The sequence below is a fragment of the Chitinophaga sp. SVR4-12A genome, assembly GCF_056754765.1.
Genome location: NZ_JBPGWP010000001.1, coordinates 5,230,378 through 5,254,388 on the forward strand (window position 1 = coordinate 5,230,378; position 24,011 = coordinate 5,254,388).

Below are 24,011 nucleotides of genomic sequence, written 5' to 3' on the forward strand. Positions count from 1 at the left end.
CAATTCCGGTTTTTTTATTTTCTATTTTTCATAGGACAACATGGCCCTGCACGGCATGGCCGCCAGCAACCATTCCATTTGTTGATGTTCTTCATGTAACCCATGTATTTTAAGTGTGTAATAACAACCCCCGATAAATGTATACGCATACCGCTCATGCTGGAGGGTAGTGGTGGGCTTAGCTACAGCATTGAACCGGATAGTATTGTATGCGGGTACAATATTAGAAAATATTTATTTAGTCTACAAGAGTGGTGGACTATTTTTTTAATGATATTGTGATGAACGGAAACTTTTTAAAAAAAATCCCTCATTGCCGCGGTCCTTTGCATTCGCTGCTTCGTCTTTATTACAGATGGCCATCGATCCGAACAATGTATGTAGTGTACATACCCCTTATCCTCATTGATTAACAGTAAAATTGAAAAACTATGAAAACATTCATCACAGGATGTCTGCTCCTATTGATAGTAGTCTCCTGTAAAAAGGAAGTAGCGGAGCAATCTGCCTCGAAAGGGCGTAAAGCATCCACTGAACTGACTATTGTAAACTATTATGTTAATGGCGCTTCCGGTAATGATGCCAACGCAGGTACAAGTGCCGCCACTGCTTTAAAGACCATACAGGCTGCGCTGAACAAGACCACAGAGGGCGCGGGCGCTACCATCCACGTGTCTGCAGGTACTTACAAAGAAAGATTGTGGTGGCCGCACTCCGGCGCCTCTGCCGAAGAGCCTATCACGCTGACCAATAACAATAACGGAGATGTGATCCTGGATGGTGTAAATGCCACTAACAATGCGCAGAACGCGATGATCGCCGTTAGCAGCAGAAGCCACATCCGTATTGACGGGATAGACATCGCGAACAATATCCGCGGTTTTGCGTCAGGCATTTATATTACCGGATCAGGAACAGATGTACAGGTAGTTAACTGCAATATCTATAACATCGGCTGGACCACTGATTCTACCGCTGTTCCATCCTCTTCTGATAATGCCAATCCCCTGGTGGTGGTAGGTACATCGGCCACTTCCTATAGCCAGATCTTTATCGGCGATAACGAAATATTTAACTGCAATACCGGCTACAGTGAAGGCCTCACGCTGGCGGGTAACGTAGAGAGCTTCCTGATAGAGGGTAATATTGTGCATCATGTAAGGAATATCGGTATTGATATGACCGGTCATTATTCCTGGACAGGCGCGCCGGATAATGTGAACTTTGCACGCAATGGTAATGTAAAGTATAACACCGTACATCATTGCGTATCGCCGGTGGCTACCAATGGCGGCATCTATGTAGACGGCGGGAAGTGGATCAATGTGGAAGGCAATATCTGCTATGAGAACCGGGCAGGCATTACCGTAGGTTGTGAGAATAATAACTATACGGCTGATGGTATCAACGTACGCGATAATTTTATCTACAACAACAAAGATGCAGGCATTATCTTCGGTTCTAATCAACCCAATAGTAAAGTGATCAATTCATCGATCACGAATAATACCTTCTTTAAAAACTATACGCAAGGAGGATGGGGCGGCGAGATCAGCCTGCAGAACACCGATGTAACGGTTATTAAGAATAATATTGTTCAATCCAACAGCAATATTGCAGTGATAGCGCTGTGGGGCTATACTTCCACCAACCTGAGCATGGATTATAACCGTTATTATACTACTTCCGGAACTGCTTCCACGATCACTTTCGATTGGGGCGGTATTAACAATACCACCTATGGATCACTGGCTGCTTTTGTAAGCGCAACGGGGCTGGATGCACATTCCACCTATGGTGTACCGGGGTTGGTGAACAGCAACCTGTCAACATTGAATTTACATCTTGCCAGCGGTTCAGCCTGTGTAAACGCAGGTGACCCAGCATTTGTGGCAGGTTACCAGGAGTATGATATTGACTCACAGGACAGGAAAAGGAACGGAAGGGTGGATATAGGAGCGGATGAGACGTCTTATTAATTGTTTGAGGTTTGAGGTTTGAAGTTTGAGGTTTGAGGTTTGAAGTTTGAGGTTTGAGGTTTGAAGTTTGAGGTTCGTTAGAGGTTAGAGGTTCAACTTACTATTCTTGCCTGGCACTTGTAATCGTGCTGATAACAAATCTTGAACTTTTAACTTTTAACGAACTTCAAACTTCAAACCTCAAACCTCAAACCTCAAACTTTTTATACCGGGCACTTCTCATGATAGTTTATCAACTCTATCGGTATCCGCTGTACTTCAAACCCTGCATACGCTACTAATATTTCGTCCAGTACCGCCTCCACCTCTTCGGCTGTTTTCAGTGTTACCAGCCTGCTGCGGAACTCTTTAATATTAGGCAGCCCTTTCAGGTAATTACCATAGCAGGCGCGCATTTCATTGATCCCTACAACAGGTCCTTTCCATTCTACAGATGCGCGAAGGTGTTTTTTACAAACCGCCACGCGCTCTTCTACAGTAGGGGCGGGAAGCAGTTCCCCGGTTTGCACATAATGTTTTATTTCGCGGAAGATCCAGGGGTAGCCGATAGCGGCGCGGCCTATCATGATGCCGTCCACCCCGTAGCGGTTCTTATAGGCCAGCGCTTTCTGCGGACTGTCTATATCACCGTTCCCGAAGATGGGGATATGGATACGCGGATTGTTCTTTACTTTGGCAATAAGGCTCCAGTCGGCTTCGCCTTTGTACATCTGGCAGCGGGTACGGCCATGGATGGAAAGAGCGGCGATACCTACATCCTGCAGGCGTTCTGCCACTTCTTCGATGTTCCTGGTCTGGTCGTCCCAGCCGAGCCTTGTTTTTACCGTTACCGGCAGGCTGGTGGCCTTTACACAGGCCTCCGTCAAACGCACCATCAGGTCAATATCTTTCAGTACACCGGCTCCCGCGCCTTTAAGGGCCACTTTCTTTACCGGGCAGCCGAAGTTGATGTCCAGCAGGTCGGGATTGGTGACGTCAACGATCTTAGCCGCCAGGGCCAGGCTTTCCTCATCCCCTCCGAAGATCTGGATGCCGATAGGGCGCTCATAATCGAAAATATCCAGCTTTTTACGGCATTTGATGGCGTCCCTGATCAGGCCTTCACTGGAAATAAATTCCGTATACATCAGATCCGCCCCGTTGTCTTTGCAGACAGCGCGGAAGGGCGGGTCGCTCACATCTTCCATGGGAGCCAGCAGCAGCGGAAATTCCGGCAGCGATATGTTTCCAATCTTTATCAAACCAATATTGTAATTTCCGCCGCAAGATATTCAATTTTTAGCGGATGGAATTAAATGAAGCCATTGAATTGATCCGGTACGAGGGTATTGCCGGGCCTGGCGTTAGCACCTGGGCAGATCTGGGTTGCGGCTCGGGGCTCTTTTCCCGGGCACTGACAGGACTGTTGGCACCGGGAAGTACGGTATATGCGATTGATAAAGAACCGGTTAAGATACAGAGCAAAAACGCGGTGACAATAAAACCCCTGCAACTGGATTTTGTTGCGAATCAGCTGCCCTTGCAAAACCTGGATGGCATTTTAATGGCGAATTCACTCCATTACGTAAAAGACCAGTACGCTTTCATCAAAAAGGCGGGTGGCTGTCTCAAACCAGGCGGGAGCTTTCTTATCATAGAATATGATACGGATAAAGCCAATCCCTGGGTACCTTATCCGCTCAGCTATCATTCCTTGTTAAAATTATTTCATCGTGCAGGTTATCCCAATATTACCCGCCTGCATGAACATGCTTCCATTTATAGGAGGGCAAATATGTATTCGGTACTGATTGATTGAATACGGCGGCTTTTGCTCAACCACTGAAATCTTCCGGTTTAGGCAATAGTTTCCAGAGCTGCGCAGCAGACTGCTCCCATTTTTTGAGCACCACTTTAGCATTGATACCGCTGCCCTCTACAGTCATCACCAGGTTGGTACCGTGTGGGCTTATTTTATAATAATCTCCTTCTACCTTTACTACATCCCATTGCTGCAAAGTAGCGCTGGGCCGGATAGCAGCCTGCAATACAGGTGTGTTTTCCGTAAGGCCTGCAGTAGGTTGAATGGTTTTACTGGTAAAATAGTTTTTAAAGGTAAAGATGTTGGCATAGCCTGCGGGCGTAATGTCCCAGGTAAGGCAACGCCAGTCATATTTAGGGTATACTACGATCTGCGTACCCTCTGCATTGTTGGCATCCTTGGGGCGCAATAACAGGCGGGTAGCCTTGTTCTCTAACTGGAACGCGCCTCCTTTGAAATCCTGTGCGCTGCTTTGCTGTGCCGTGCAGAAAAGCATGCCGGATAGCAGCAAAGTGCTGATGAGTAATTTGACAGATTGCATCTACCAAAAATATCAAAATCCGATGGAATTGCCGCCATCCACGGGTAGCACTACACCTGTAATATAACGGGCAGCATCACCCGCGAGGAAGAGAGCGGCATCCCCTATATCAGCCGGTAATCCCAATACGCCCATAGGGGTACGGTCAAGCGCTTTATGCTTTCTTTCCGGATCGCTGTCCAATGCTTTGGCAGACATATCCGTGGCGATAAAGCCCGGTGCGATACAGTTTACACGGATACCCTGTGGCGACAGCTCTACCGCCATGGCTTTGGTCATGCCGTCGATGGCAGATTTGGAAGCGGTATAGGCGATTACTTTGGGAATGCCGTATTGTGCCGCCATAGAGCTGATATTGATGATAGATCCGCCCCCGTTTTCAAGCATGTGTTTGACCACCTCCCGCGAAAGGGAAAATACAGCGGTCACATTCGTGAGCAATATCCGCTGGAAGTCCTCATCTGTTACTTCCGTAAATAGTTTTTTCTGGTTGATCCCTGCATTGTTCACCAATATGCTGACAGGCCCGTACTGGCTGATAATGTGCTGTACCAGGGCGGGAATGCTGTTCAGATCAGACAGGTCGCCCTGCAGCGGTATGCATAAGTCGCCCAGTTTTTCCCTGGTGGCATTCAGTTTTTGCGTGTCCCTGCCGATAATGACCGTACGGATGCCCGCCTGTACAAATTTCTGCGTAATGGCCAGTCCTATCCCTGAGCCGCCGCCTGTAACGATCGCCAGTTTGGTTTTTCCTTGTTCCATAAATTTGGTAATTATGATAGTTGATCTATACCTTCCACATACCCCCCTCCCATAAATATGGGGTAGGCATGCTCAATGGGGAGCATAAGGGAAGGAAAGCGATTTATAGTATTCCAGTGTATGCGCCGGAGCTGGTACGCCCGGCGGTAATGGCATCTTTGAAAAGGTCTGAAAGTACGACAGGCAGGCGTCCCGCCACCAGCTGGCTTCTTGCAGCTGTATGTTCAGCAGCATCTTTACCTGCGTAGCCCTTTCTTCATCCACATACGTGGCTACACTGTCCCAGGTGCGTACCATCTGCTGCACGCCTTTCACCCCTGACTGGTAGCGGTAGCACATTTCGTTCCACAAAGTACGGCCGGAATGCAGGGTATAGGTCCATGGTACATGATGGAACCACAGCAGGTACTCATCCGGGCAATTGCGCAGGTTTTCCCAATGCCGCCTTGCTTCCGGCGTATATTGGCCCAGGGCATTGCTGCCATTGGCCGTGCGGTCAAACCCGATACCTGCGCTGTCTGCCCGGTGAAAGTACACCGGGTTCCAATCGGCCCGCGCCGCTTTATCATACCAGGGAGCCGGGCCATAATGGTGGCTGTAGCCCATAATATGATGAAGTCCCAAAGGCGTCATGTAATTTACAAGGGTTTCGTGGGAAGCGAGCATCATTTTCTTTACCGGGTTCACAAAGTCCGCGTTATTGCTAAAGGTTTGCCGCAGCCATTCATCGGCTATCTTTTCCGGGCTCAGGTGATGGTCCCATGCTAATCGGCCCAGGGCATACCAGTTGGCCTGGCCAAAGGGATGGCCTGTCCAGTTGCGGTCATTGCCGATATTAGCCACTCCGGCCATTCCGGAAAAAGTATGTCCTTCCAAGGAGCCGTCTATTACCCTGGCAACAGCAGATCCTTTACCTTTTTCATACGTATCGGCGTCCAGCACTTCCCTGAAGAGCGTAGGAAGGTATACCAGGTGGGTGGCAAAGCCCAGGTACTCCTGCGTCAGTTGGAATTCCAGCATCAGCGGCGTGTGTGGCATGGCTCCAAAGAGGGGATGGAAGGGTTCCCTGGGCTGAAAATCGATAGGGCCGTTCTTTACCTGTACCGCAACGTTTTCCCGGAACTTTCCGTCCAGCGGTTTAAACTCTTCATAAGCCTGTTTGAATCGGTCCTGGTCTGCTTTCGCATCGTATACAAAGGCTCTCCACATCACAATCCCCTTATAGGGCGCCAGTGCATCCGCCAGCATGTTGGCCCCGTCTGCATGGGTACGCCCATAGTTCTGCGGGCCCGGCTGCCCTTCTGAATTGGCTTTTACCAGGAAACCGCCAAAGTCAGGAATATAGCTGTAGATTTCTTTCACTTTATCTTTCCACCATTGCTGTACGGCGGGGTCCAGCGGATCGGCTGTTTTCAGCCCGCCTGCTTCCATGGGTGCGCTGAACCTGGCAGAGAGGTACACCTTAATGCCATAGGGGCGGAAGACGTTCGCCAGCGCCGCCGTTTTTTCCAGGTATTCTTTGGAAAGGGAGAGGGCATTGGCATTTACATTATTCAGTACTGTGCCGTTGATGCCAATGGAGGCATTGGCGCGTGTATAGTCTGTATAACGCTGATCTATATAGCCCGGTAGTTTATGCCAGTCCCATATGGAAAAGCCAGCATAGCCCCTTTCTACAGTACGGTTAAGATTATCCCAGTGGTCCAGTACCCGGTAGCGGATGCCGGGGGCGCTGACAACAGACAGCTGCTGAATGGGTTGTTGCGTTTGCAGCAGCCGCAGAAAATGGAATACGCCGTATAGCACACCCACATCAGTATTGGCGGTGATCACGATCCTTTTAAGCGGGGTGCTGCTGCTGAAAATACAAAACCCTTCTGTTCCGGCCTGTTGCAGGGAAGATACTGGAACGCTTCCAGCGACAACGCCCAGCGCTTGTGCCGTACCGGCTACCAGGGAAGCGCCCTGTGATTGTTGTAGTAATGGTACCTTTTTATCCAGCAAGGCGGGGAGCGCCGTCAGCAATTCCTGTTGGGCGGCCTGTATAGTAGGAGAGGCGCCTGCTAAGTATATACCTGTAAGGTTGTTACGATAGGTTTCTAACAAGGCGGCATCGCTCACACGCTCGTATCTGAGCCAGAGCCGGTAGCCATCTTCTGCGCGTAAGGATCCCATGCAGGATAGCAATAAAAGCAGTAAGCAGAGTTTTCGCATAACGTGGGCGGTTTAAGATCAGCTTTTTCGTAGGGAAGAGCCGCGGATGATCAATTCAGAACGTAGTAAAATGGTATTGGTGGCGGTAATGGGAGCGGCGCCATTCAGGTGGTTAATTAAGTGGCGGGCGGCCACTTCTCCCATTTCATAGCCGGGATAATTAATAGTAGTAAGGTTCGGTTCAATGACGGTAGACACAGGATCGTTATTGAAACCTGCAAAGGCGATATCCTTCGGGATGGCGATGCCTTTCTTTTTAAGGCCCATCATACAGCCCACTGCGCAGTTGTCGTTGGCCACAAACACGCCGTCCGGCAGTTGTTCCATTTGCAGCATCTGTTCTGCTGCAGCATACCCCGCTTCCTGGCTCAGGTTATTCCGGATCACCAGGTCTTCAGAGAAGGGAAGGCCCCTTTCCAGCAAGGCCGCCTTATAACCCGCCAGACGGTCTGTATAAACGTTCCGTTTAGAGGGCGCGGTAATGTGCAGGATGTGACTGCAGCCCTGGTCTATCAGGTGAAGGGTGGCTTCATAAGCTGCTTTCCGGTTATCGATACATACATTGGTCACATGCTCGTGCTCCACAACGCGGTCAAAGAACAGTACCGGCACCTCTTTCTTAAAAAAAGCGTTGAAATGATCTACGTTCTCCGTATCATATGCCAGTGATACCAGCAAACCATCTACCCGGTTATTGAACATGGTGCGGGCGCTCATCACCTCCTTCTCTGCAGATTCTGAAGACTGGCTGATGATGAGTGTATAGCCCTGGCTGTTGGCCACATGCTCAATGCCTGCAATCACAGTAGACATAAAATAACTGTTAAGCCGGGGGATGATCACCCCGATGGTGTCCGTGCGCTGGTTCCGCAGGTTCCTGGCAAAGTGGTTAGACCGGTACCCCATTTCTTCCGCCAGGTCGAAGATCTTTTTCTTCGTCTTTTTGCTCACCACCGGGTCATCTTTCAATGCCCGACTTACAGTGGCTACAGAGATATTCAGTTTTTCTGCCAGATCGTAGATAGTGACTTCTTTCTCTTTATTCATACTATATTCTTACAATCGGTTACATCAAGCTGAATAAAGATAATAGAATATTTTTGTAAAAAAATAATGTAATCGGTTACATTTTTGAATAATATTCCTACTTTAGTTAAAGATTAAGACACGCGGGTACAGATATTCCACTTAAAACTTAACATGTTATGAAAAATTCGACCTCTCTCGCAAGATGGTTACATCCTTTACCTATGCGGCTTTGGCAGTCGTATGTAGCAGCTGTGCTGTGCACGGCATTCTTCTTTTTACCGTTGCCGGGCTATTCCCAGACCAGCCCCCTCAGTGGCCGTATCCTGGACGATAAAGGCCAGCCCATTCCCGGCGCTAGGCGCGTTGGGAAGCGCAGGCTTACCCTTCAAAAGGTAGCTGGGAAACTGTTTTTGGTAAAGGATTGTCTACAGAAGAAATATTCCAGGCCTGGCATTATGCACGCTACGCCAATGCTGTGGCCGAAGCGGGTAAAAAGGCCTACCCCTTACCTATGTATGTGAATGCTGCCCTGCCACGGCCTGGTAAATTGCCGGGAGAATATCCCAGTGCAGGGCCTCTGCCGCATCTCATGGACATCTGGCAGGCAGCTGCACCAGAGATTGATGTATTCAGCCCTGATTTCTACAACCCGGATTTTAAATACTGGAATGATCTGTAAACGCGGAAAAACAACCCGCTCTTTATACCCGAGATCCGTTTTGAGCCTTCTGATGCGGCCAAAGTTTTTTATGCCATCGGTCACTATGGGGCCATGGGCTTTTCCCCCTTCTCTATTGAATCCACAGACAAGCCAGCAGAAGAACCGATCGGGAAGAGCTATCACCTGTTACAGCAGCTCAGCCCTTTAATCCTGGAGCGCCAGGGCAGCGATCAAATGGAAGGTGTATTGCTTGACAAACACAGCGGGCCACAGGAATGGAAGAGTGGAGCATATACATTGAAGATCTCACACGATTATACCCTGGGATGGTCGCCTGCAGCAAAGGATACTTCCTGGCCGCAGACCGGGGGCATTATTATTCAAACCGGGGAAGATGAATACATCATTGCAGGCACCGGACTAGTGGTCACTTTCACCGTGTCCGGTAAAAGCGACCTGGCCGGTATCCTGCAAGCGGATGAAGGAGAATATATAGACGGTAAATGGCAGCCCGGCCGTAGAATGAACGGAGACCAGGATCACCAGGGCAGGCATATCCGTATTCCTGTTGGTGAGTGGGGCATACAACGGGTGAAGCTTTACCGCTACAAATAAGCGGCCGGGCAGCCTGTCAATCAGAACTTCATTTCGTCAGCACTGGGGCCGTAGCTGCCCGGGATGGGCACATCCAGCAGGCGGAGGTAAACACCCAGCTGTGCACGGTGGTGTACGGTCTGGCAATACGCCATACGGATCACTTCCCCTTTGGGCCTGGTACTGAATATCTGCTCGCCGTTCCTTAAAGTCCAGGACTTGTCTAAATCCTCTTCAGTAGCTTTCGCAAGCTCCGCCTTACCCTTTGCCAGTTGTCGGTCAAAATAGTCCAGCAGATCTTGTGTGCTGTTGATAGGCTCCTGCTTGTAGGGGTTGGCGGCAAAGTCCAACTCATCTGTAGTAAAAGTCATTTCTACCCAACCTGGCAGCTCTGCCACGTGCGTAGCCAGCCATTTCAGCGTGCCGCTCTTGGGATGGGGCTTCCAGTCAAACTTATCTTCGGGTACGCGCTCCAGCATTTTGCGGGTGGTTTGCGCTTCATTTTCCATTTCGTTCAGCAGTGATTGGATGATCTTTGACATTGTAGTAGTTTTTGTTTGTGATACAAAGAAAGAACCGGGTTGTGACAACCCTATGTCAGCAGCTGTCGATGAACAGGAAATTTTTTCGCAGATAAGCGCCTCCCGGGCAGTACATCAAGTATTCCTTTCCTTTGGTCAAGCCACCTCTTTGGCCTAAACCAGAATTTCCTTGCTTTGGGATGAGAAAGAAGATTATTTATTCATCCTAAAACCTGAGCGTATGTTACATACATCTTTTAAAAGAACCTGGCCTGGTATGATGGGGCTGATGCTATTATGCCTGGCTTTCTTCGCCTTCACTCCGGTTGGCGTAGACAAATACGAAGTGTACCTGAATGACAAGCTGCTGCTAAAGGAATATGCCATGAAAGACATCAGCCTGAAAAGCCTGCAGCTGGAAAAAGCTCAACCGACTGATCAACTGGTGATCTATTACACGCATTGCCATGGAAATGCTGCTGGTACAGGCAGAACCATTTCCGTGAAAGACGCGAAAGGACAGGTGCTGAAAGAATGGAAGTTTGCGGATCCCAGCGGTGGTAAAACAGGGATGACAATATCCGTGAAAGAACTGCAGCAGCTGGAAAAGGATCATGGGAACAGCCATCTTACTTTGTATTATGCTTCTGCGCAATTACCGGGTGGACAATTGCTGGCGGCATTGTAAACACAAAATGTAAAGCCGGTGAAGAAGATAAACAAACCGGCTTTACTTACTAATTTTCTCAATTTCAGCCAGTTATGAGTATGGTGTTACCGTGGCACTTTTTTGTTCTACCACCATAAATCATATATATTTGTAAAAATGCAACAATTATGGGAGCGCCCGATTATATATCAAACCATCTGAACGATCAACAAGTAATGATGTTGCGATTGTTAAAGAACCCTTTGCCGGAAGAAGATTTTATTCAAATGCGCAGGTTGGCTGTTAAATTATTGTCCAAGCATTTGGATGAGGCTGTTGATAAGTGGGAACTGGAAAATGACATTACAGAAGAAACATACGAAAAATTAAGTAAAGCTCACTTCCGGACATCATCCAAAAAATCCGAATGAAAGTTGTATTGGATTCGAATGTTCTGTTGGTTGCAATTGGAAGGAGAAGTAGGTATAGACCAATCTGGGAAGCATTCATAAATGGAAATTATCAACTTGTTATTTGTGAAGAAATTATCCATGAGTATGAAGAAATTCTCAAGGAGCATGCAGCTCCCGGAGCTGCCGAAATAGTAATGGAGATCTTCATCGAATCACCCGATGTTATTTTTAAGCGAATCTCTTACGCCTGGAATGTGATTTCTAAAGACCCTGATGATAATAAGTTTTTTGACGTAGCCGTCGCAGGAAATGCCGATTATCTGGTGACGAATGATCTTCATTTTAATGAAGCAAAAAACGAGCAATTCCCCAGAGTTAACATAATTTCTGCAGATAAGTTCTTAGAAATAATACAAGCGTTGGTTTGATGCAAGAAACATCTCCTCAATAACTACTCCAAACCCTTCTTCGTTCAAATATAACTCCTGAATACTAACTCCACTTCTCCCGGCACGTGCATCTATTTCATTAAGATGGAAAGCCGGAAAAATAATACTACACTACGATTGTTGAAGCAATAGTCAGAAGTACATAGATCAAATCCCAGGTGCCATCCACGCATCCGGGATTTGTATTTACAAATTCAGCCAATACACCAGCTTCACCACCAGCGCCCTGTTCTTTACATAAAAAGGCTCCGGCAGATAATTATCTGTATATACAATAAAGATGTCTGAAGCAGGACGGTAACGCCACTGAAAGCGGGTGTTCAGGTTCATGTTCTTCAGCTGCTCATTATACTGCATAAAGCCGGTAAAGAACAAAGTATTGGTCATGGTAACATCCAGTCGAGGGCCCACCAGCCAGAAGGCATTATGCCCCCAGGGCTGGGGTAATCTTATATCATTATAAGTAGTGCTGAGTGCGATGCTCACATAGGGCTGAAAGCGGTATCCCAGCTCGCTGCCCATGGTCAGGCGTTTGCCATCTGCATAGTAACCGCCATAGCGGCCAGAGAAAGACCAGGTGAAAAGGCTTTGCGGTTTGGATACATAGTCTACACCAACGGTGTTCCAGTTATGTTGTGTTCCTGTGGACAGGCTATCCTTACCGCTATTGGTAGGATCAAAAGGCGCCAGCAGTTTAATATAGCTGTTGGATGCCCAGGCTGTCAGCGTATTCCGTTTGCGAAAAACAAAGGCGTAAGACAACAGCAGCTCATTGTCTGTACGCCGCATATCTTCATCAAAGAAATTGGTAGAAGTGATCTGCGGGCCATGGCTCAATATAGCGCCGCTTTTAGGAAAGAACAGGTGCGTGATCTGCGGCACCAGTTTAATGTATCCCTGCCTGGGCACATAACCTACTTCTGCGTTATAATTATGGCCTACGTATTCATGCTGCCAGCTAATGTTCCAGGTACGGCTGGTATATTGCAGGTTGGCGGCATGCACCCAATCATGGCCCGTCTTACCCGGACTGGCAGATTTTAACAGCAACGCCTTGCCTGTCCAGAAGTTATTGGCGGAGGCCAGGTTATATTCCAGTCCCAGGTTGCGGTTGTAGCGGGAATATATGGGCTTGTCCCGTACTGTCTCCGGGTCGTAGTTCAATGATTCTTTATTAATGAAGATGAAGCCCACATTGGAACGTGCAAATACGCGCCGTTGAAGGGCGGCTACGGTAAAGTTCTGTGCAGGTAATCCCAATGCTTCCTGCCGGGCTGTTTGCATATTCATCAGTCCCATGCGCCAGTTACGGTTCAGCTTACCGCTCAGGCGTGCGCCAAAATCAATATTGGCGCCCAGTCCTATGCGCCTGGAAAAGAAGGGGCGGATAGTGGAATACCCGAAATTGGTGAACTGGTCGCCATTCTCCAGGAAGAACTGCCGCCTTTCGGGGTAGAACAATTCGAAGCGGTCCAGGTTCGTCACCTGCTTGTCTACATCTACCTGCGAAAAATCAGGGTTCACCGTCAGGTCCAGGTTAAGAGAAGAGGTCACCGCTATCTTGGCGTCTACCCCCGCTGTTTTACGGTAATGCGTGCCCGTACCATTTGTATAGTCTTTATTGATGCCGCCCAGCAGGTAGGGGATAATAGAGATATTAGGCCCCGGGTCAGGTGGAGGCGCATCCCATACCAGCACTCCTGTATACGCCAGCGACGCGGAAGGGAATTGCCGCGGCACGGGCGCCCAGCTGCTTTTCTCGGTTGTCTTCAGGTCGTTGCGGCCAAAGTTGATGCCCCATCTGCTGATCCCTTTTTTATAGCGGATGGTCTTAAAAGGGATGGCTGCTTCAAATACCCATTTATCGGGATAGTTCTTTACTACGGAAGTCCACTTGTTATCCCAGCTCAGGTCTACCTTGCCGCCATCGTACATCAAGCCGTCCCATTGTGCACCGGCTGCATTGGCCCCGAAGGAGAAGCCGTTGGTCTGGTCGTCAAAGGGGTCCATGAAGAGAAGGAAATTATCATTTTTCAGGAAGGCAAAGTCGCGCCGCAGGGATTCTACCATATAAGGCCCCGGTGCGCCGTTATAATTGACCACCAGCAGGTAAAGATGCTTATCGTCATAGGTCATCTGTACATCTGTGCGCACTTTGGCATAGCTGGTATCCATCGGCAGGATCATAAAGAAATCGGTAGCGGTATCCGCTGCCTGCCAGCTGGAATCAATAATGCCATCTATTTTAACAGGAGAGCTGGCCCTGCGTATATGCAACTGGTATGCCTCATTCTTTTTCTGCGCTGCCAGTGGCAGGCTTAAGAGACAACAACAGAGCAGACGTGGAAAAAAGCGCACAGTTGTCTGGATTTTGGTTCGTCCGGACAAAATACAAACAAAAGTTATCAGTTGTTAGTTGTCAGTTACCAGCGGTTACCTGGTATTATAAAAACTATATATATAGCGTCAATCACTGACAACTAACAACTGACAACTATTAAGATCGCCTCCCCCGATCGCTTTGAAGAAGGGACAAAAAAAGCCGGGCGACGTATACAGTCGCCCGGCTTTTCAGATTAAAATATCATTGATTATAATTCGCGTACCCAGATGTTACGGAAGCTGAGCGGCTCGCTCTTGTCTCCGTGCGCCTGTAACTTGATCGGGCTGGGCCCATGAGCTTTCTCATAAGATGCCTTGCCGATATAGCGGGTAGGGCCTTTTAATTCGGTGTTGTTCTGTACCAGCACGCCGTTGTGGAAGACAGTAACCCGGGCAGGAGATTTCACAGAGCCATCGTCGTTAAAACGGGGCGCTGTCCATATCACATCGTAGGCCTGCCATTCTCCCGGCTTTTTGCATGCGTTCACCAGGGGAGGAGTTTGTTTATAGATACTGCCTGCCTGTCCGTTCACATAGGTGGCGTTGTTGTAATTGTCCAGCACCTGCAGCTCGTAACCGTCATCGCCTTTGCCAATGGAGGCCAGGAAGATGCCGCTGTTGCCGCGGGCCTGACCGGTACCGCTAATGTTGGCCGGAATGCGGTATTCTATGTGCAATTGATAATCGGTAAATTTCTTTTTGGTCTGGATATTGCCGGTACTTTTATCAACGGTGATAACGTTATCGGCTACCTTCCATTTGGCCGGTTCTCCCGGATTGTTCACAGATTCCCATTCGTCCAGGTTCTTGCCATTAAATAAAAGCACTGCGTCTGCAGGGGCATCGCCTGCGTTTTTGCCTGGCGTTACCACTTTAGGTACAGGCGTCCATACTTCCGTGTCTTCCGGTTTGTTTTGCGCGAATGCAGTGGTGGTTAAGAAGGCTGCACCCGCCGCTACTACGAGGATTCTCTTGAGCATATTCACTATAGTTTAATTCTCTAAATTAAAAATTGCTGCGGGAAAACAAGGGAAATAGGATGAACGGCGCTTATACCATCATGACAGCATGTAAAAGTGAACTGTAGCTGCCATCAAAGAAAAGGCGCTCATTGTTCACAAAGAAGGTGGGAGTGCCGCTCACACCGCTGCGGAGACCGCTCTCAAAATCTCCTTCCACTTTCCGGTGGGTGAGGGGGCTTTTCCAGTCGGCTGCAAAGCGGCGCAGGTCTAGTGACAGGCTGGCGGCCAGGTCCAACAGGAAACTGGTGTTCAGGTATTCCTGCTGCTCAAAGACCAGGTCATACATCTCCCAGAATTTACCCTGCTTTCCTGCCGCTTCTGCGGCCAGCGCCGCCGGGTATGCTGCAGGATGTGCTTCCTGCAAGGGAAAGTGGCGATAGGCAAAAAGAAAATGATCGCCTTCTTCTGCCAATAATCTTTTTACCAGCGGGTAGGCGCGGCCGCAATGCTGGCATTGAAAATCACCATATTCCACGAGGATAATGGGAGCATCCGGGTTGCCCGCCACCTGGTCCCTGCCTGATACCGGCGGATATAATCTGCCCATGCTACTGCTTTAGCCTAGTTGCCACGAATATCATACCAGCTTTATCAGCAATCATCTTTGGCCTGCGTAACACCTGTCCAGGTGTGTCCCTGCCGCGCGATCAATGCCTCTGCATTCTCCGGTCCCCAGGTGCCTGCATGGTAATTGGGAAAATCGAGTGAGTCATGTGATTCCCAGTTATCGAGTATAGGGGTGATCACATCCCAGGCAGCCAGTACCTGGTCTGAACGCATGAACAGGGTTGCATCGCCTCTCAATGCATCCAATAGCAAAGTTTCATATGCTTCTGGTGTTTTGGCCGATGCGTTCTTTTCATAGTTGAATACCATCTCTACCGGGTTCAGGGCCATTTCAAGGCCCTGTTTCTTGGCGGTAAAACGTAATCGTATATCCATGCGCGGTTGTATGTTTATGATCAACCGGTTGGGTGGGTTTTCTGAATAGTTGTCCGGGAAAGTAGCGTGGGGCACGGGCCTGAACTGGATGGTGATGGAAGATGTTTTTTCCTGCATCCTTTTACCCGTGCGCATATAAAAGGGTACATCCTGCCAGCGCCAGTTATCCAGGTAGAATTTAATAGCTGCATAGGTTTCCGTATTGGAATCCGGTTTAACGCCCGGCTCTTCGCGGTATGCGGGGACTTTCTTGCCCTGCATCCATCCCGGGCCATACTGGCCTCTTACCGCGTATTTATACACTTCATCCTGCTTTAACGGACGGATAGCGCGCAGCACATCCACTTTCCGGTTACGGATCTCTTCTGCTTCAAAAGATACCGGCGGTTCCATCGCGATCATACAGAGCAGCTGCAGCAGGTGGTTCTGGATCATATCCCGTAGAGCGCCTGCACCGTCATAGTAGCCGCCCCTTTGTTCTACGCCTACTTCCTCTGCCACGGTGATCTGTACATAGTCGATATAGCTGCGGTTCCACAAGGGCTCAAACAGTGCATTGGCAAAGCGGAAGGCCAGGATGTTCTGTACAGTCTCTTTTCCCAGGTAATGATCTATCCGATAGATCTGGGTTTCCTGGAAGGTTTGGTTCAGCAGCTCGCTCAGTTCAGCGGCGGTAGCCCTGTTATGACCAAAAGGCTTTTCCACAATGATCCTGTCTGCCTGAACGTTGGCGGCAATACCGGTTCTGCCCAGGTTAAGGGCCACCGGTGCAATAAAGCGCGGCGCAACAGAGAGATAGAACAGGCGGTCTGCACGGCTGCCCCGTTCCTGGTCCATGGTGTCCAGCTTTGTAGCCAGCAGCTGGTAGAACTCCGGATCATTAATATCAGATTCGAGATAATGTACCCGTGATTTGAAAGCTTCCCATTTGTCGGTTTCCGGTATTCCGCTGCGCGAGAATGCCGACAGCGCACCCAGTAAATGCTGGTGATAAGCTTCATCATTGTATTGCTCTAGTCCCAGGCCGATGATATCAAATGTTTCCGGCATCCAGCCTTCAATAAACAGGTTGTAAAAAGCCGGTATCAGTTTCCGTTTAGATAAGTCCCCGGTACCTCCGAAGATGACGATCACGGAGGGGGACGTTTTTTTGACTGGTTTCATTCCATTCTTGCTTTAGGGCATGGAAAGATACTAATTATAATCTCTATATTTATGCCCAGGGTACAATGACCGTGGTTTTCCCATAAAATTATAAACGTCGATTAATGTCAGCCAACGAAGGGCTCAGTGATGAAGAATTGCTACTGATGCTGCAGCAGGGAGATGAGCAGGCCTTAACCCTGCTGTACCGGCGGCATTGGCAGTCATTATTCCTGGCTGCCTACCAGGTACTGAAAGACAGGGAAGCCTGTAAAGACCTGGTACAGGAGCTCTTCACAGAGATCTGGCAACGCGCAGCCAGCATTCGTTTAAGCGGTTCATTCAAAGCTTATCTCGCCAACAGTATCCGCTATAAAGTGTTCCGTTATATCCGTCAGCATCCCGTGCGCGAAGCATGCTTTGACGATCTTACAGAAAGAATGCAAAGCCCTTCTCCTGAAAGTGAGCTTGCGGTTAAAGAACTGCAGGCCCGTTTAAATGCTTTGGTGGATACGCTGCCGGAGAAATGCGCGCAGATCTATCGCATGAGCAGGGAGCAGCAGCTGTCTTATAAAGAAATTGCAGGACGCCTCAACGTATCTGTTAAAACCGTCGAGAACCAGATCAATATTGCCCTCCGCCGTTTACGTATAGCCTTGCAATACACCCTCGGACCGCTATTGCTGGGTATCTTTCTCTTATAATATTTTCTCTCTTTACGGTATTTTTTTAACCTCCTTTGGGGGCATGCTTCCGCATTTGTCACTATCCTTTAAAATACCCTCTATGAACCGGCAGGAGTTTTTTGATCTGATCGATAAATGGACAAAAGGCGAAGCAACAGAACAGGAGCTGAAAGCGCTGATGAACTACTATTACAGTTTCCGCGGCGCCCGGGAATGGGACGAGCTGGAAATGGGCAACCGTCTTCAATTAGAAGCAGAAATGGAAGAGCAGCTGCTGGCAAACATCCGGCAACAGCCGCAGGAAGAAACGCCGGTGCGGCCTATCTGGTGGAGACGTATAGCAGTAGCCGCTGTGCTGCTGATCATAGCAGGCGGCCTGTGGATGTATTTTGTTCGTCCGGAAAGATCTGCTGTCCGGTTAACACAAGGCCTGCTGACTGCATTGCCGGGACAACAACGCTTTGCTACCTTGCCAGATGGCACACAGGTATGGCTCAGCCCTGCTTCCACCCTGCGATACACGCAACGCACAGACAACGGCGCTATGAACCTGCAGCTGGAAGGAGAAGCATTTTTTGAGGTACAAAAAGATGCGGCTCACCCTTTCACGGTAGTCACCGGTACACTATCCACTACTGTACTGGGTACTTCTTTTGACGTCCAGGCCTATCGCGATCAAGCCGCTGTAGGAGTAACGGTGGTGACAGGCAAAGTAGCCGTAAAGGAAGCGAAGGACGCCATACCTGTATCTCCCAGCCAGCGCGCTGTGTTTAATAAACAGACCAAAGCCATCAGCATCACTGACCATGTAGATACGGAACACCTGCTGCTGCGGCGTAACGGCATCTTAAAATACAAAGGTGCTGCCTTAGCAGAAGTGACCAATACACTGGCTAACTATTACAAGGTAAGGATCAACATAGAAGGGCCAACAGACGATTGTTTCTATTTCGGCGATTTTGAAATACAAAAAGGATTGGATAAAGCATTACAGCAGCTCTGCCTCACATTGAATGCCACTTTAGTGAAGAAAGACGCTACCACGTACATCATCAGGAAAGGCCGTTGCTGACATCTGTCAAAAAACACTACAATCTCTACGCTATGAAGAAAAACGCACCTACATAAAAGATCCTCCCCGTAATGGGGAGGATCAGAAAAAGTCAAGTTGCCGCCGGGCATGCTATAAGGCCTCGTAAACCACAGCATACCGGCTTTTTACTCAACCTTAATCTGGATAAAAGTATGAAAAAATGTGTACCTGTAACACGCATGCTTATGAAATGCTCGTTGTGTATACTCACGCTTATTTGTTGTACCACCCTCACATTAATGGCTAAAAGATCGGCGGCTCAGCTGCTGGAGAAAAAGATCTCCATCAGGTCGGAGCAGGCTGCCCTCTCAGAGGTGCTGTCCCGTATTGAAGCTACTGCCAATGTTTCCTTCAGCTATGCCGTAAACCGGGAAGTACTGAACAGCAAAGTTAGCATCAACGCCCGCAACCAAAGGGTAGGCGATATCCTGAGAAAAGTGCTCGCGCCTTTCTCCCTGGTCTATTTTGTGGCCGATGATAAGATCATTATCCGCCAGGGACCTGGAACGATCGCTGAACAGCCGGCCTTAACATCCACTGTGGTCGCAGACCTGAAACCCATTAAAGGCCGTGTGCTCACGGCAAAAGGAGAACCGCTGCCCGGCGTATCTGTACAGGTAAAAGGCAGTAACCTGGCCGCCGTTACCAATGAGCGCGGCGAATTTGAGCTGAAAGAAGTACCACAGGACGCCGTACTGGTAGTATCCTTTATCGGCTTTGTAAGTCAGGAAATACAAAGCGGTAATCAACGCGAGCTGAGTATTACCTTACAGGAAGACACCAAAAAACTCGGTGAGGTGGTAGTGGTAGGTTATGGCACCCAGCAAAAGGCCAGCCTCACCAGTGCGGTGGCTTCCATAAAGGGAGCCTCGATCGCTGAAAGACCGGTGCCCAATGTGGTGAATGCCTTACAGGGCCAGGTGCCCGGTCTTTTCATTCAGCAAACAGACGCCATGCCCGGTGCAGGGTCTACCAAGCTGAATATCCGCGGTATCAGCACACTCTCTAACAACCCGGTGCTGGTACTTATAGATGGTGTAGCCGGTCAGCTGGAAACACTGAACCCACAGGATATTGATAATATCAGCGTACTGAAAGACGCCTCCGCCACAGCCATCTATGGCGCCCGCGCCTCCGGTGGTGTACTGCTGGTTACCACCAGGAGGGGAAAGCTCAACACTAAACCGGTATTGTCATACGACGCTTATGTTGGCACGCAGCGGCCCACCTATTTACCCAAGCTGGTAGATGCAGTGTCCTTTATGCGCAAATGGAACGAGTCGCAGCTAAACGATAATCCCGACGCCAATGTTCGTTTTGCGGATGCAGATATTGAAAAATATGCCAGCGGTCAGTTACCCAGCACAGACTGGATAGACGCTATCTTCAAAAGCAATGCACTGCAAACCCAGCATAATGTCGGCGTATCCGGCGGCAGTAAGAACACCGATTACCTCATCTCCCTGGGATATCTGCGGCAGGAAGGTTTGGTGAATGGTGTGCTGAACCAGCGTTACAGCTCACGCATCAACCTGAACACACAGCTGCTTGATAACCTGAAACTGGGTATTAATACCGTGTACATGAACGCGCCTAAGAGCATGGCGGGCGCAGGGATCTATGGTACCGCTATGCACTGGGCCTATATCCTGAACCCAACGGAATGGGCATATACGCCCCAGGGCCGCAACCGGCATTACCGCGGTGGCTCACAGCCGGTGGCCATTATCAACGATGGCGGCTTTGAACATTATAAGGACCATTATCTCAACACTAACATGTCACTGGAATATGGCATCACGAAGAACCTTACCCTCAAAGGACAATATGCATATACCAGTCGTGATATCAGGCATAAGATCTTCCGGGCCACCTACCGCCTGTATGATGATGACGAGAACCTGGTCACTACCCAGCAATCGCCAAATGAATTGAACGATGATCAGAACACGGAGGAGACGCAGACTTTTATTGCAACCCTGAACTATAATTTCCATCTTGGTCAGCATGATATCAAAGCGCTGGGCGGCTATAGCCAGGAAAAATCGGTGTACGAAAGCCTGGGTGCAGGCAGAAAGAATTTTCTGAACAACAGCATCTCAGTAATAGATGGCGGCGCTGCGGATAAAACGCAATGGTCTACCAGTGGCAGCGCATCAGCATGGGCTATTCAATCATTTTTCGGACGGCTGAACTACAGCTTTAAAGACCGCTACCTGCTGGAGATGAGTGCCCGCTACGATGGCTCTTCCCGCTTTAAGAATAAGCGCTGGGGCTTCTTTCCTTCCTTCTCCGCCGGTTGGCGATTGTCGGAAGAAGATTTCCTGCGCAATTCCGGTGTGGTCAGCAATCTGAAGCTGCGTGCTTCCTATGGCAAGGTGGGTAATCAGAACGCTACCGGCCTTTATCCCTGGGCCAGCATTATTGGCACAGGAGCTATCTATTTTAATGATAAGGCGCAAACCACTACTTACTATAACAACACGCCCAATCCTGACCTTACCTGGGAAGAAAAGCTAACAGGCAACATCGGTATAGACGCCGGTTTCCTGGATGATAAATTTACCCTCACCGCAGATGTGTTCCGGGAGAAGACCACCGGTATCCTGCTCACGCCCAGCGTACCTTCCACCTTTGGCCGTGATGCTCCCATCATGAACCTGGGCCGCATGAGGAACTGGGGATGGGAGATCAGCGCCGGTTACCAGAACAGGGACCGCCTGCTGAAATATGGCGTACAGGTGAACATCTACGACGCCCGCAACAAGATCCTGGACCTGGGCGGCACTGCAGACATACTGGGCACTAATCCTGTGATGGTAGGCCAGTCCCGCTGGACCTGGTACGGTTATAAAGCAATAGGATTGTATCAATCCGAAGATGATGTAAAAAGCTCAGCTACCTATAAACCACAGAACAAACCTGGCGATATCAAATACCAGGACCAGAACGGCGACGGCAAGATCACACCCGAAGACCGCGTCATGCTGGGCGATGCAGACCCGCACATGATGTTTGGAATAGCCGCTAATTTCAATTATAAACAGTTTGATCTGAGCCTGCTCTTCCAGGGCGTGCTGCAAAACAAAACCTATCTCACTGACTATGCGGTAAGGCCATTTAACTACGGCGGCACCTTTACACAGGACCTCATGGACTCGTGGACGCCTGATAACAAAGACGCCCGCTATCCGCTGATGCGCCAGGACCTGAGCGTGAACTATGAGTTCTCCGACTGGTGGCTGTTCGATTCCCGGTATATGCGCCTCAAGAACCTGCAGCTGGGATATAATGTGCCCCAGCACATCCTGCAACGCGTAAAGATCGGGCAGATCAGGATCTACGCCATGCTGGAAAATGCATTCACCATCAAGTTCGGCAAGTTTCCCAAGAGCTTCGATCCTGAGATAGACAACTGGCAGCCGGGCGTGAACTTCCCGCAGCTGAAAACATTTACACTGGGCCTTAACCTGAAATTCTGATCAATCATGAAAAGCATTCACCTATACATTATACTGGCGCTGACCATAGCATTGAGCGCCTGCAGCAAGAACTTCCTGGACAGGGCGCCGCTGGACCAGTACTCCGACGAAACCTACTGGACCAGTGAACAGGATGCCGTGAAATTCGCCTCCCGCGTGTATGAATTCATGCCCTCCGCAGATTTCTTTGTGTGCTACGAAGGCATGAGCGATAACGCATTTTCCAAAACAGCCTCCTGGGGCAATACGCTCCGCAATGCACAGCTGATCGGTAACAGCACATTTGTAGTCACCACCGGTAACCTGGGCGATGAATGGAAATATGACCAGGTGCGCCATTGCTTTGAATTCCTGCAGAACGTAGATAAAGTACCGGACATGGATGCAACGCTGAAGAAACGCCTGGTCGCTGAAGTAAAAGTGGCGCTGGCGTACCGGTATTTCATCATGGCTACCCTCTATCGTGATGTGCCGCTTGTAATGAAAGTGTTCACCGATGTAAAAGATGCAGATGTGGCGCAGGACAAGAAAGCCATCGTAATAGCACAGGTGTTGAAATGGCTGGATGAAGCAGCAACAGACCTGCCCACTACTTACACAGGTGACGACAGGGGCCGTTTTACCCAAGGCGCTGCACTGTCCCTGAAAGCCAGGGTACTGCTTTATAATGGCCGGTACCCCGAAGCAGCGGCTGCTGCTAAAGCCGTAATGGACCTACATGTATACAGCCTCTATCCTGACTATTATAACCTGTTCCAGGTAAACGGCGACTACTCCGCAGAAGACGTGATCAGCTACATCCATGTAAAGGAAACGAAGCCTAATGGCTTACGTGATATCGCCGGCATCAACTCAGTATCCGGTGGAACCCTGTACCTTGATCCCCTGCCTTCATTGGTAGATGATTACGAAAGTGCGAATGGCTATTATCCATACACCAACGATCCTGCCTACGATGTGCACGCGCCCTGGAAGAACCGGGACCCGCGTTTAGGCGCGACCATTTTCTATCCCGGCAGCATCCTGCCTAATAACAAGGTATACGATCCTATCAACAACACGCTGGATAAAATAAACGGAGACAAGGCCACCTACACCGGTTACGCTTTTAAAAAGATCTTCGACAAAACAGACCTGGAAGTACGTGATAACGGTGCTAACGACTGGAAGATCCTGCGCTATGCAGAAGTGCTGCTCACTTATGCAGAAGCAGCGAACGAAGCGACCGGTCCTTCTGCTGAGGTGATCAATGCCCTTAATGAAATAAGGGCCCGTGCACATATGCCGGGGGTGAATGAAACTTTTGCGCTGAACAACTGGGTATTGAATCAAACCACCCTGCGTACCTTCATTCGCCATGAGCGCAGAATAGAGCTGGCAGGAGAGGGCCATCGCTATTTTGATATCCTGCGCTGGAAAATAGGGCAGCAGGTGTTAAAAGGGCCTATTTATACACTCGATGCTTCACAGGGGCTTTCCGATATTGACAACACTAACGGCAAAACCAACAAATATCCTAAGACAAAGCTGGAAGAACGGTATTTTAATAGTGATAAATTCTATGTATGGCCTGTTCCGCAAAGCATACTGGACCAGGCCCGTAACCTACAGCAGCAACCCGAGTGGAAGTAACAATGAAAAAAAACAA

The 24,011-nt window shown here is 49.2% G+C and carries 21 protein-coding genes; 11 read left to right on the top strand and 10 right to left on the bottom strand.

The window, feature by feature from the left end; translation table 11 throughout:
* Positions 1–431: 431 nt before the first annotated feature.
* Positions 432–1,979: a right-handed parallel beta-helix repeat-containing protein gene (locus tag ACR9Y8_RS21260; RefSeq protein ID WP_481215265.1), complete on the top strand. Its 1,548-nt coding sequence runs from the start codon at positions 432–434 to the stop codon at positions 1,977–1,979.
* A gap of 203 nt (positions 1,980–2,182) precedes the next feature.
* On the opposite strand, the gene dusB is transcribed toward ACR9Y8_RS21260, so the two are convergent.
* A complete protein-coding gene (gene dusB / locus ACR9Y8_RS21265; protein ID WP_481215266.1) occupies positions 2,183–3,220 on the bottom strand; it encodes a tRNA dihydrouridine synthase DusB in 1,038 nt (345 codons plus the stop codon).
* Positions 3,221–3,264: 44 nt separating this feature from the next.
* On the opposite strand from dusB, the gene ACR9Y8_RS21270 reads away from it, so the two are divergent.
* Entirely contained in the window at positions 3,265–3,777 is a 513-nt protein-coding gene (locus ACR9Y8_RS21270; RefSeq protein WP_481215267.1) for a class I SAM-dependent methyltransferase, read from the top strand.
* Between the two features lie 16 nt (positions 3,778–3,793).
* Here ACR9Y8_RS21270 and ACR9Y8_RS21275 read toward each other — a convergent pair whose 3' ends face one another.
* The 4 genes from ACR9Y8_RS21275 to ACR9Y8_RS21290 all read right to left on the bottom strand — a co-directional run bounded on the left by ACR9Y8_RS21275 (position 3,794) and on the right by ACR9Y8_RS21290 (position 8,344).
* A complete protein-coding gene (locus ACR9Y8_RS21275) occupies positions 3,794–4,321 on the bottom strand; it encodes an RICIN domain-containing protein (RefSeq protein WP_481215268.1) in 528 nt (175 codons plus the stop codon).
* Between the two features lie 12 nt (positions 4,322–4,333).
* Complete coding sequence (locus tag ACR9Y8_RS21280) at positions 4,334–5,083, bottom strand: SDR family NAD(P)-dependent oxidoreductase (protein WP_481215269.1); 750 nt, start codon at positions 5,081–5,083, stop codon at positions 4,334–4,336.
* Between the two features lie 72 nt (positions 5,084–5,155).
* Positions 5,156–7,297 (bottom strand): alpha-glucuronidase family glycosyl hydrolase, encoded by a 2,142-nt coding sequence (locus tag ACR9Y8_RS21285; RefSeq protein ID WP_481215270.1) that lies wholly within the window; start codon positions 7,295–7,297, stop codon positions 5,156–5,158.
* A gap of 18 nt (positions 7,298–7,315) precedes the next feature.
* Positions 7,316–8,344 carry a LacI family DNA-binding transcriptional regulator gene (locus ACR9Y8_RS21290; RefSeq protein ID WP_481215271.1) on the bottom strand — a complete coding sequence of 343 codons (1,029 nt, stop codon included), beginning with the start codon at positions 8,342–8,344 and terminating at the stop codon, positions 7,316–7,318.
* A 403-nt stretch (positions 8,345–8,747) separates the two neighbouring features.
* Here ACR9Y8_RS21290 and ACR9Y8_RS21295 point away from each other — a divergent pair, with 403 nt between their 5' ends.
* Together ACR9Y8_RS21295 and ACR9Y8_RS21300 are read left to right on the top strand one after the other, a co-directional pair.
* Positions 8,748–9,005, top strand: a complete 258-nt coding sequence (locus ACR9Y8_RS21295; protein ID WP_481215272.1) for a hypothetical protein — start codon at positions 8,748–8,750, stop codon at positions 9,003–9,005.
* 93 nt (positions 9,006–9,098) lie between these two features.
* Entirely contained in the window at positions 9,099–9,602 is a 504-nt protein-coding gene (locus ACR9Y8_RS21300) for a DUF5597 domain-containing protein (protein ID WP_481215273.1), read from the top strand.
* Between the two features lie 20 nt (positions 9,603–9,622).
* Here the strand turns inward: ACR9Y8_RS21300 and ACR9Y8_RS21305 are convergent, their stop codons facing one another.
* Positions 9,623–10,123 carry a DinB family protein gene (locus ACR9Y8_RS21305; RefSeq protein ID WP_481215274.1) on the bottom strand — a complete coding sequence of 167 codons (501 nt, stop codon included), beginning with the start codon at positions 10,121–10,123 and terminating at the stop codon, positions 9,623–9,625.
* 220 nt (positions 10,124–10,343) lie between these two features.
* Between ACR9Y8_RS21305 and ACR9Y8_RS21310 the strand changes: the two genes are divergently transcribed.
* The 3 genes from ACR9Y8_RS21310 (at position 10,344) to ACR9Y8_RS21320 (ending at position 11,592) form a co-directional block, all read left to right on the top strand.
* Positions 10,344–10,790, top strand: a complete 447-nt coding sequence (locus tag ACR9Y8_RS21310) for a hypothetical protein (protein WP_481215275.1) — start codon at positions 10,344–10,346, stop codon at positions 10,788–10,790.
* Positions 10,791–10,939: 149 nt separating this feature from the next.
* Complete coding sequence (locus ACR9Y8_RS21315) at positions 10,940–11,182, top strand: hypothetical protein (RefSeq protein ID WP_481215276.1); 243 nt, start codon at positions 10,940–10,942, stop codon at positions 11,180–11,182.
* Positions 11,179–11,592 carry a putative toxin-antitoxin system toxin component, PIN family gene (locus ACR9Y8_RS21320; RefSeq protein ID WP_481215277.1) on the top strand — a complete coding sequence of 138 codons (414 nt, stop codon included), beginning with the start codon at positions 11,179–11,181 and terminating at the stop codon, positions 11,590–11,592. The genes ACR9Y8_RS21315 and ACR9Y8_RS21320 overlap by 4 nt, the downstream gene beginning before the upstream one ends.
* Positions 11,593–11,799: 207 nt before the next feature.
* Here the strand turns inward: ACR9Y8_RS21320 and ACR9Y8_RS21325 are convergent, their stop codons facing one another.
* The 4 genes from ACR9Y8_RS21325 to zwf all read right to left on the bottom strand — a co-directional run bounded on the left by ACR9Y8_RS21325 (position 11,800) and on the right by zwf (position 17,123).
* Positions 11,800–13,971 (bottom strand): carbohydrate binding family 9 domain-containing protein, encoded by a 2,172-nt coding sequence (locus ACR9Y8_RS21325; RefSeq protein ID WP_481215278.1) that lies wholly within the window; start codon positions 13,969–13,971, stop codon positions 11,800–11,802.
* A gap of 233 nt (positions 13,972–14,204) precedes the next feature.
* Entirely contained in the window at positions 14,205–14,975 is a 771-nt protein-coding gene (locus tag ACR9Y8_RS21330; RefSeq protein WP_481215279.1) for a 3-keto-disaccharide hydrolase, read from the bottom strand.
* A gap of 70 nt (positions 14,976–15,045) precedes the next feature.
* Complete coding sequence (locus ACR9Y8_RS21335) at positions 15,046–15,564, bottom strand: DsbA family protein (RefSeq protein WP_481215280.1); 519 nt, start codon at positions 15,562–15,564, stop codon at positions 15,046–15,048.
* 44 nt (positions 15,565–15,608) lie between these two features.
* A complete protein-coding gene (gene zwf / locus ACR9Y8_RS21340) occupies positions 15,609–17,123 on the bottom strand; it encodes a glucose-6-phosphate dehydrogenase (protein WP_481215281.1) in 1,515 nt (504 codons plus the stop codon).
* A 104-nt stretch (positions 17,124–17,227) separates the two neighbouring features.
* On the opposite strand from zwf, the gene ACR9Y8_RS21345 reads away from it, so the two are divergent.
* From ACR9Y8_RS21345 to ACR9Y8_RS21360, 4 genes are all read left to right on the top strand, one after another.
* Positions 17,228–17,806, top strand: coding sequence for an RNA polymerase sigma-70 factor (locus ACR9Y8_RS21345; protein ID WP_481215282.1), 579 nt, complete (start codon positions 17,228–17,230; stop codon positions 17,804–17,806).
* An 82-nt stretch (positions 17,807–17,888) separates the two neighbouring features.
* Positions 17,889–18,860 (top strand): FecR family protein, encoded by a 972-nt coding sequence (locus tag ACR9Y8_RS21350; protein WP_481215283.1) that lies wholly within the window; start codon positions 17,889–17,891, stop codon positions 18,858–18,860.
* 260 nt (positions 18,861–19,120) lie between these two features.
* Positions 19,121–22,363 carry a SusC/RagA family TonB-linked outer membrane protein gene (locus ACR9Y8_RS21355; protein ID WP_481215284.1) on the top strand — a complete coding sequence of 1,081 codons (3,243 nt, stop codon included), beginning with the start codon at positions 19,121–19,123 and terminating at the stop codon, positions 22,361–22,363.
* A gap of 6 nt (positions 22,364–22,369) precedes the next feature.
* Positions 22,370–23,995: a RagB/SusD family nutrient uptake outer membrane protein gene (locus ACR9Y8_RS21360; protein WP_481215285.1), complete on the top strand. Its 1,626-nt coding sequence runs from the start codon at positions 22,370–22,372 to the stop codon at positions 23,993–23,995.
* The last annotated feature ends 16 nt before the right edge of the window (positions 23,996–24,011 follow it).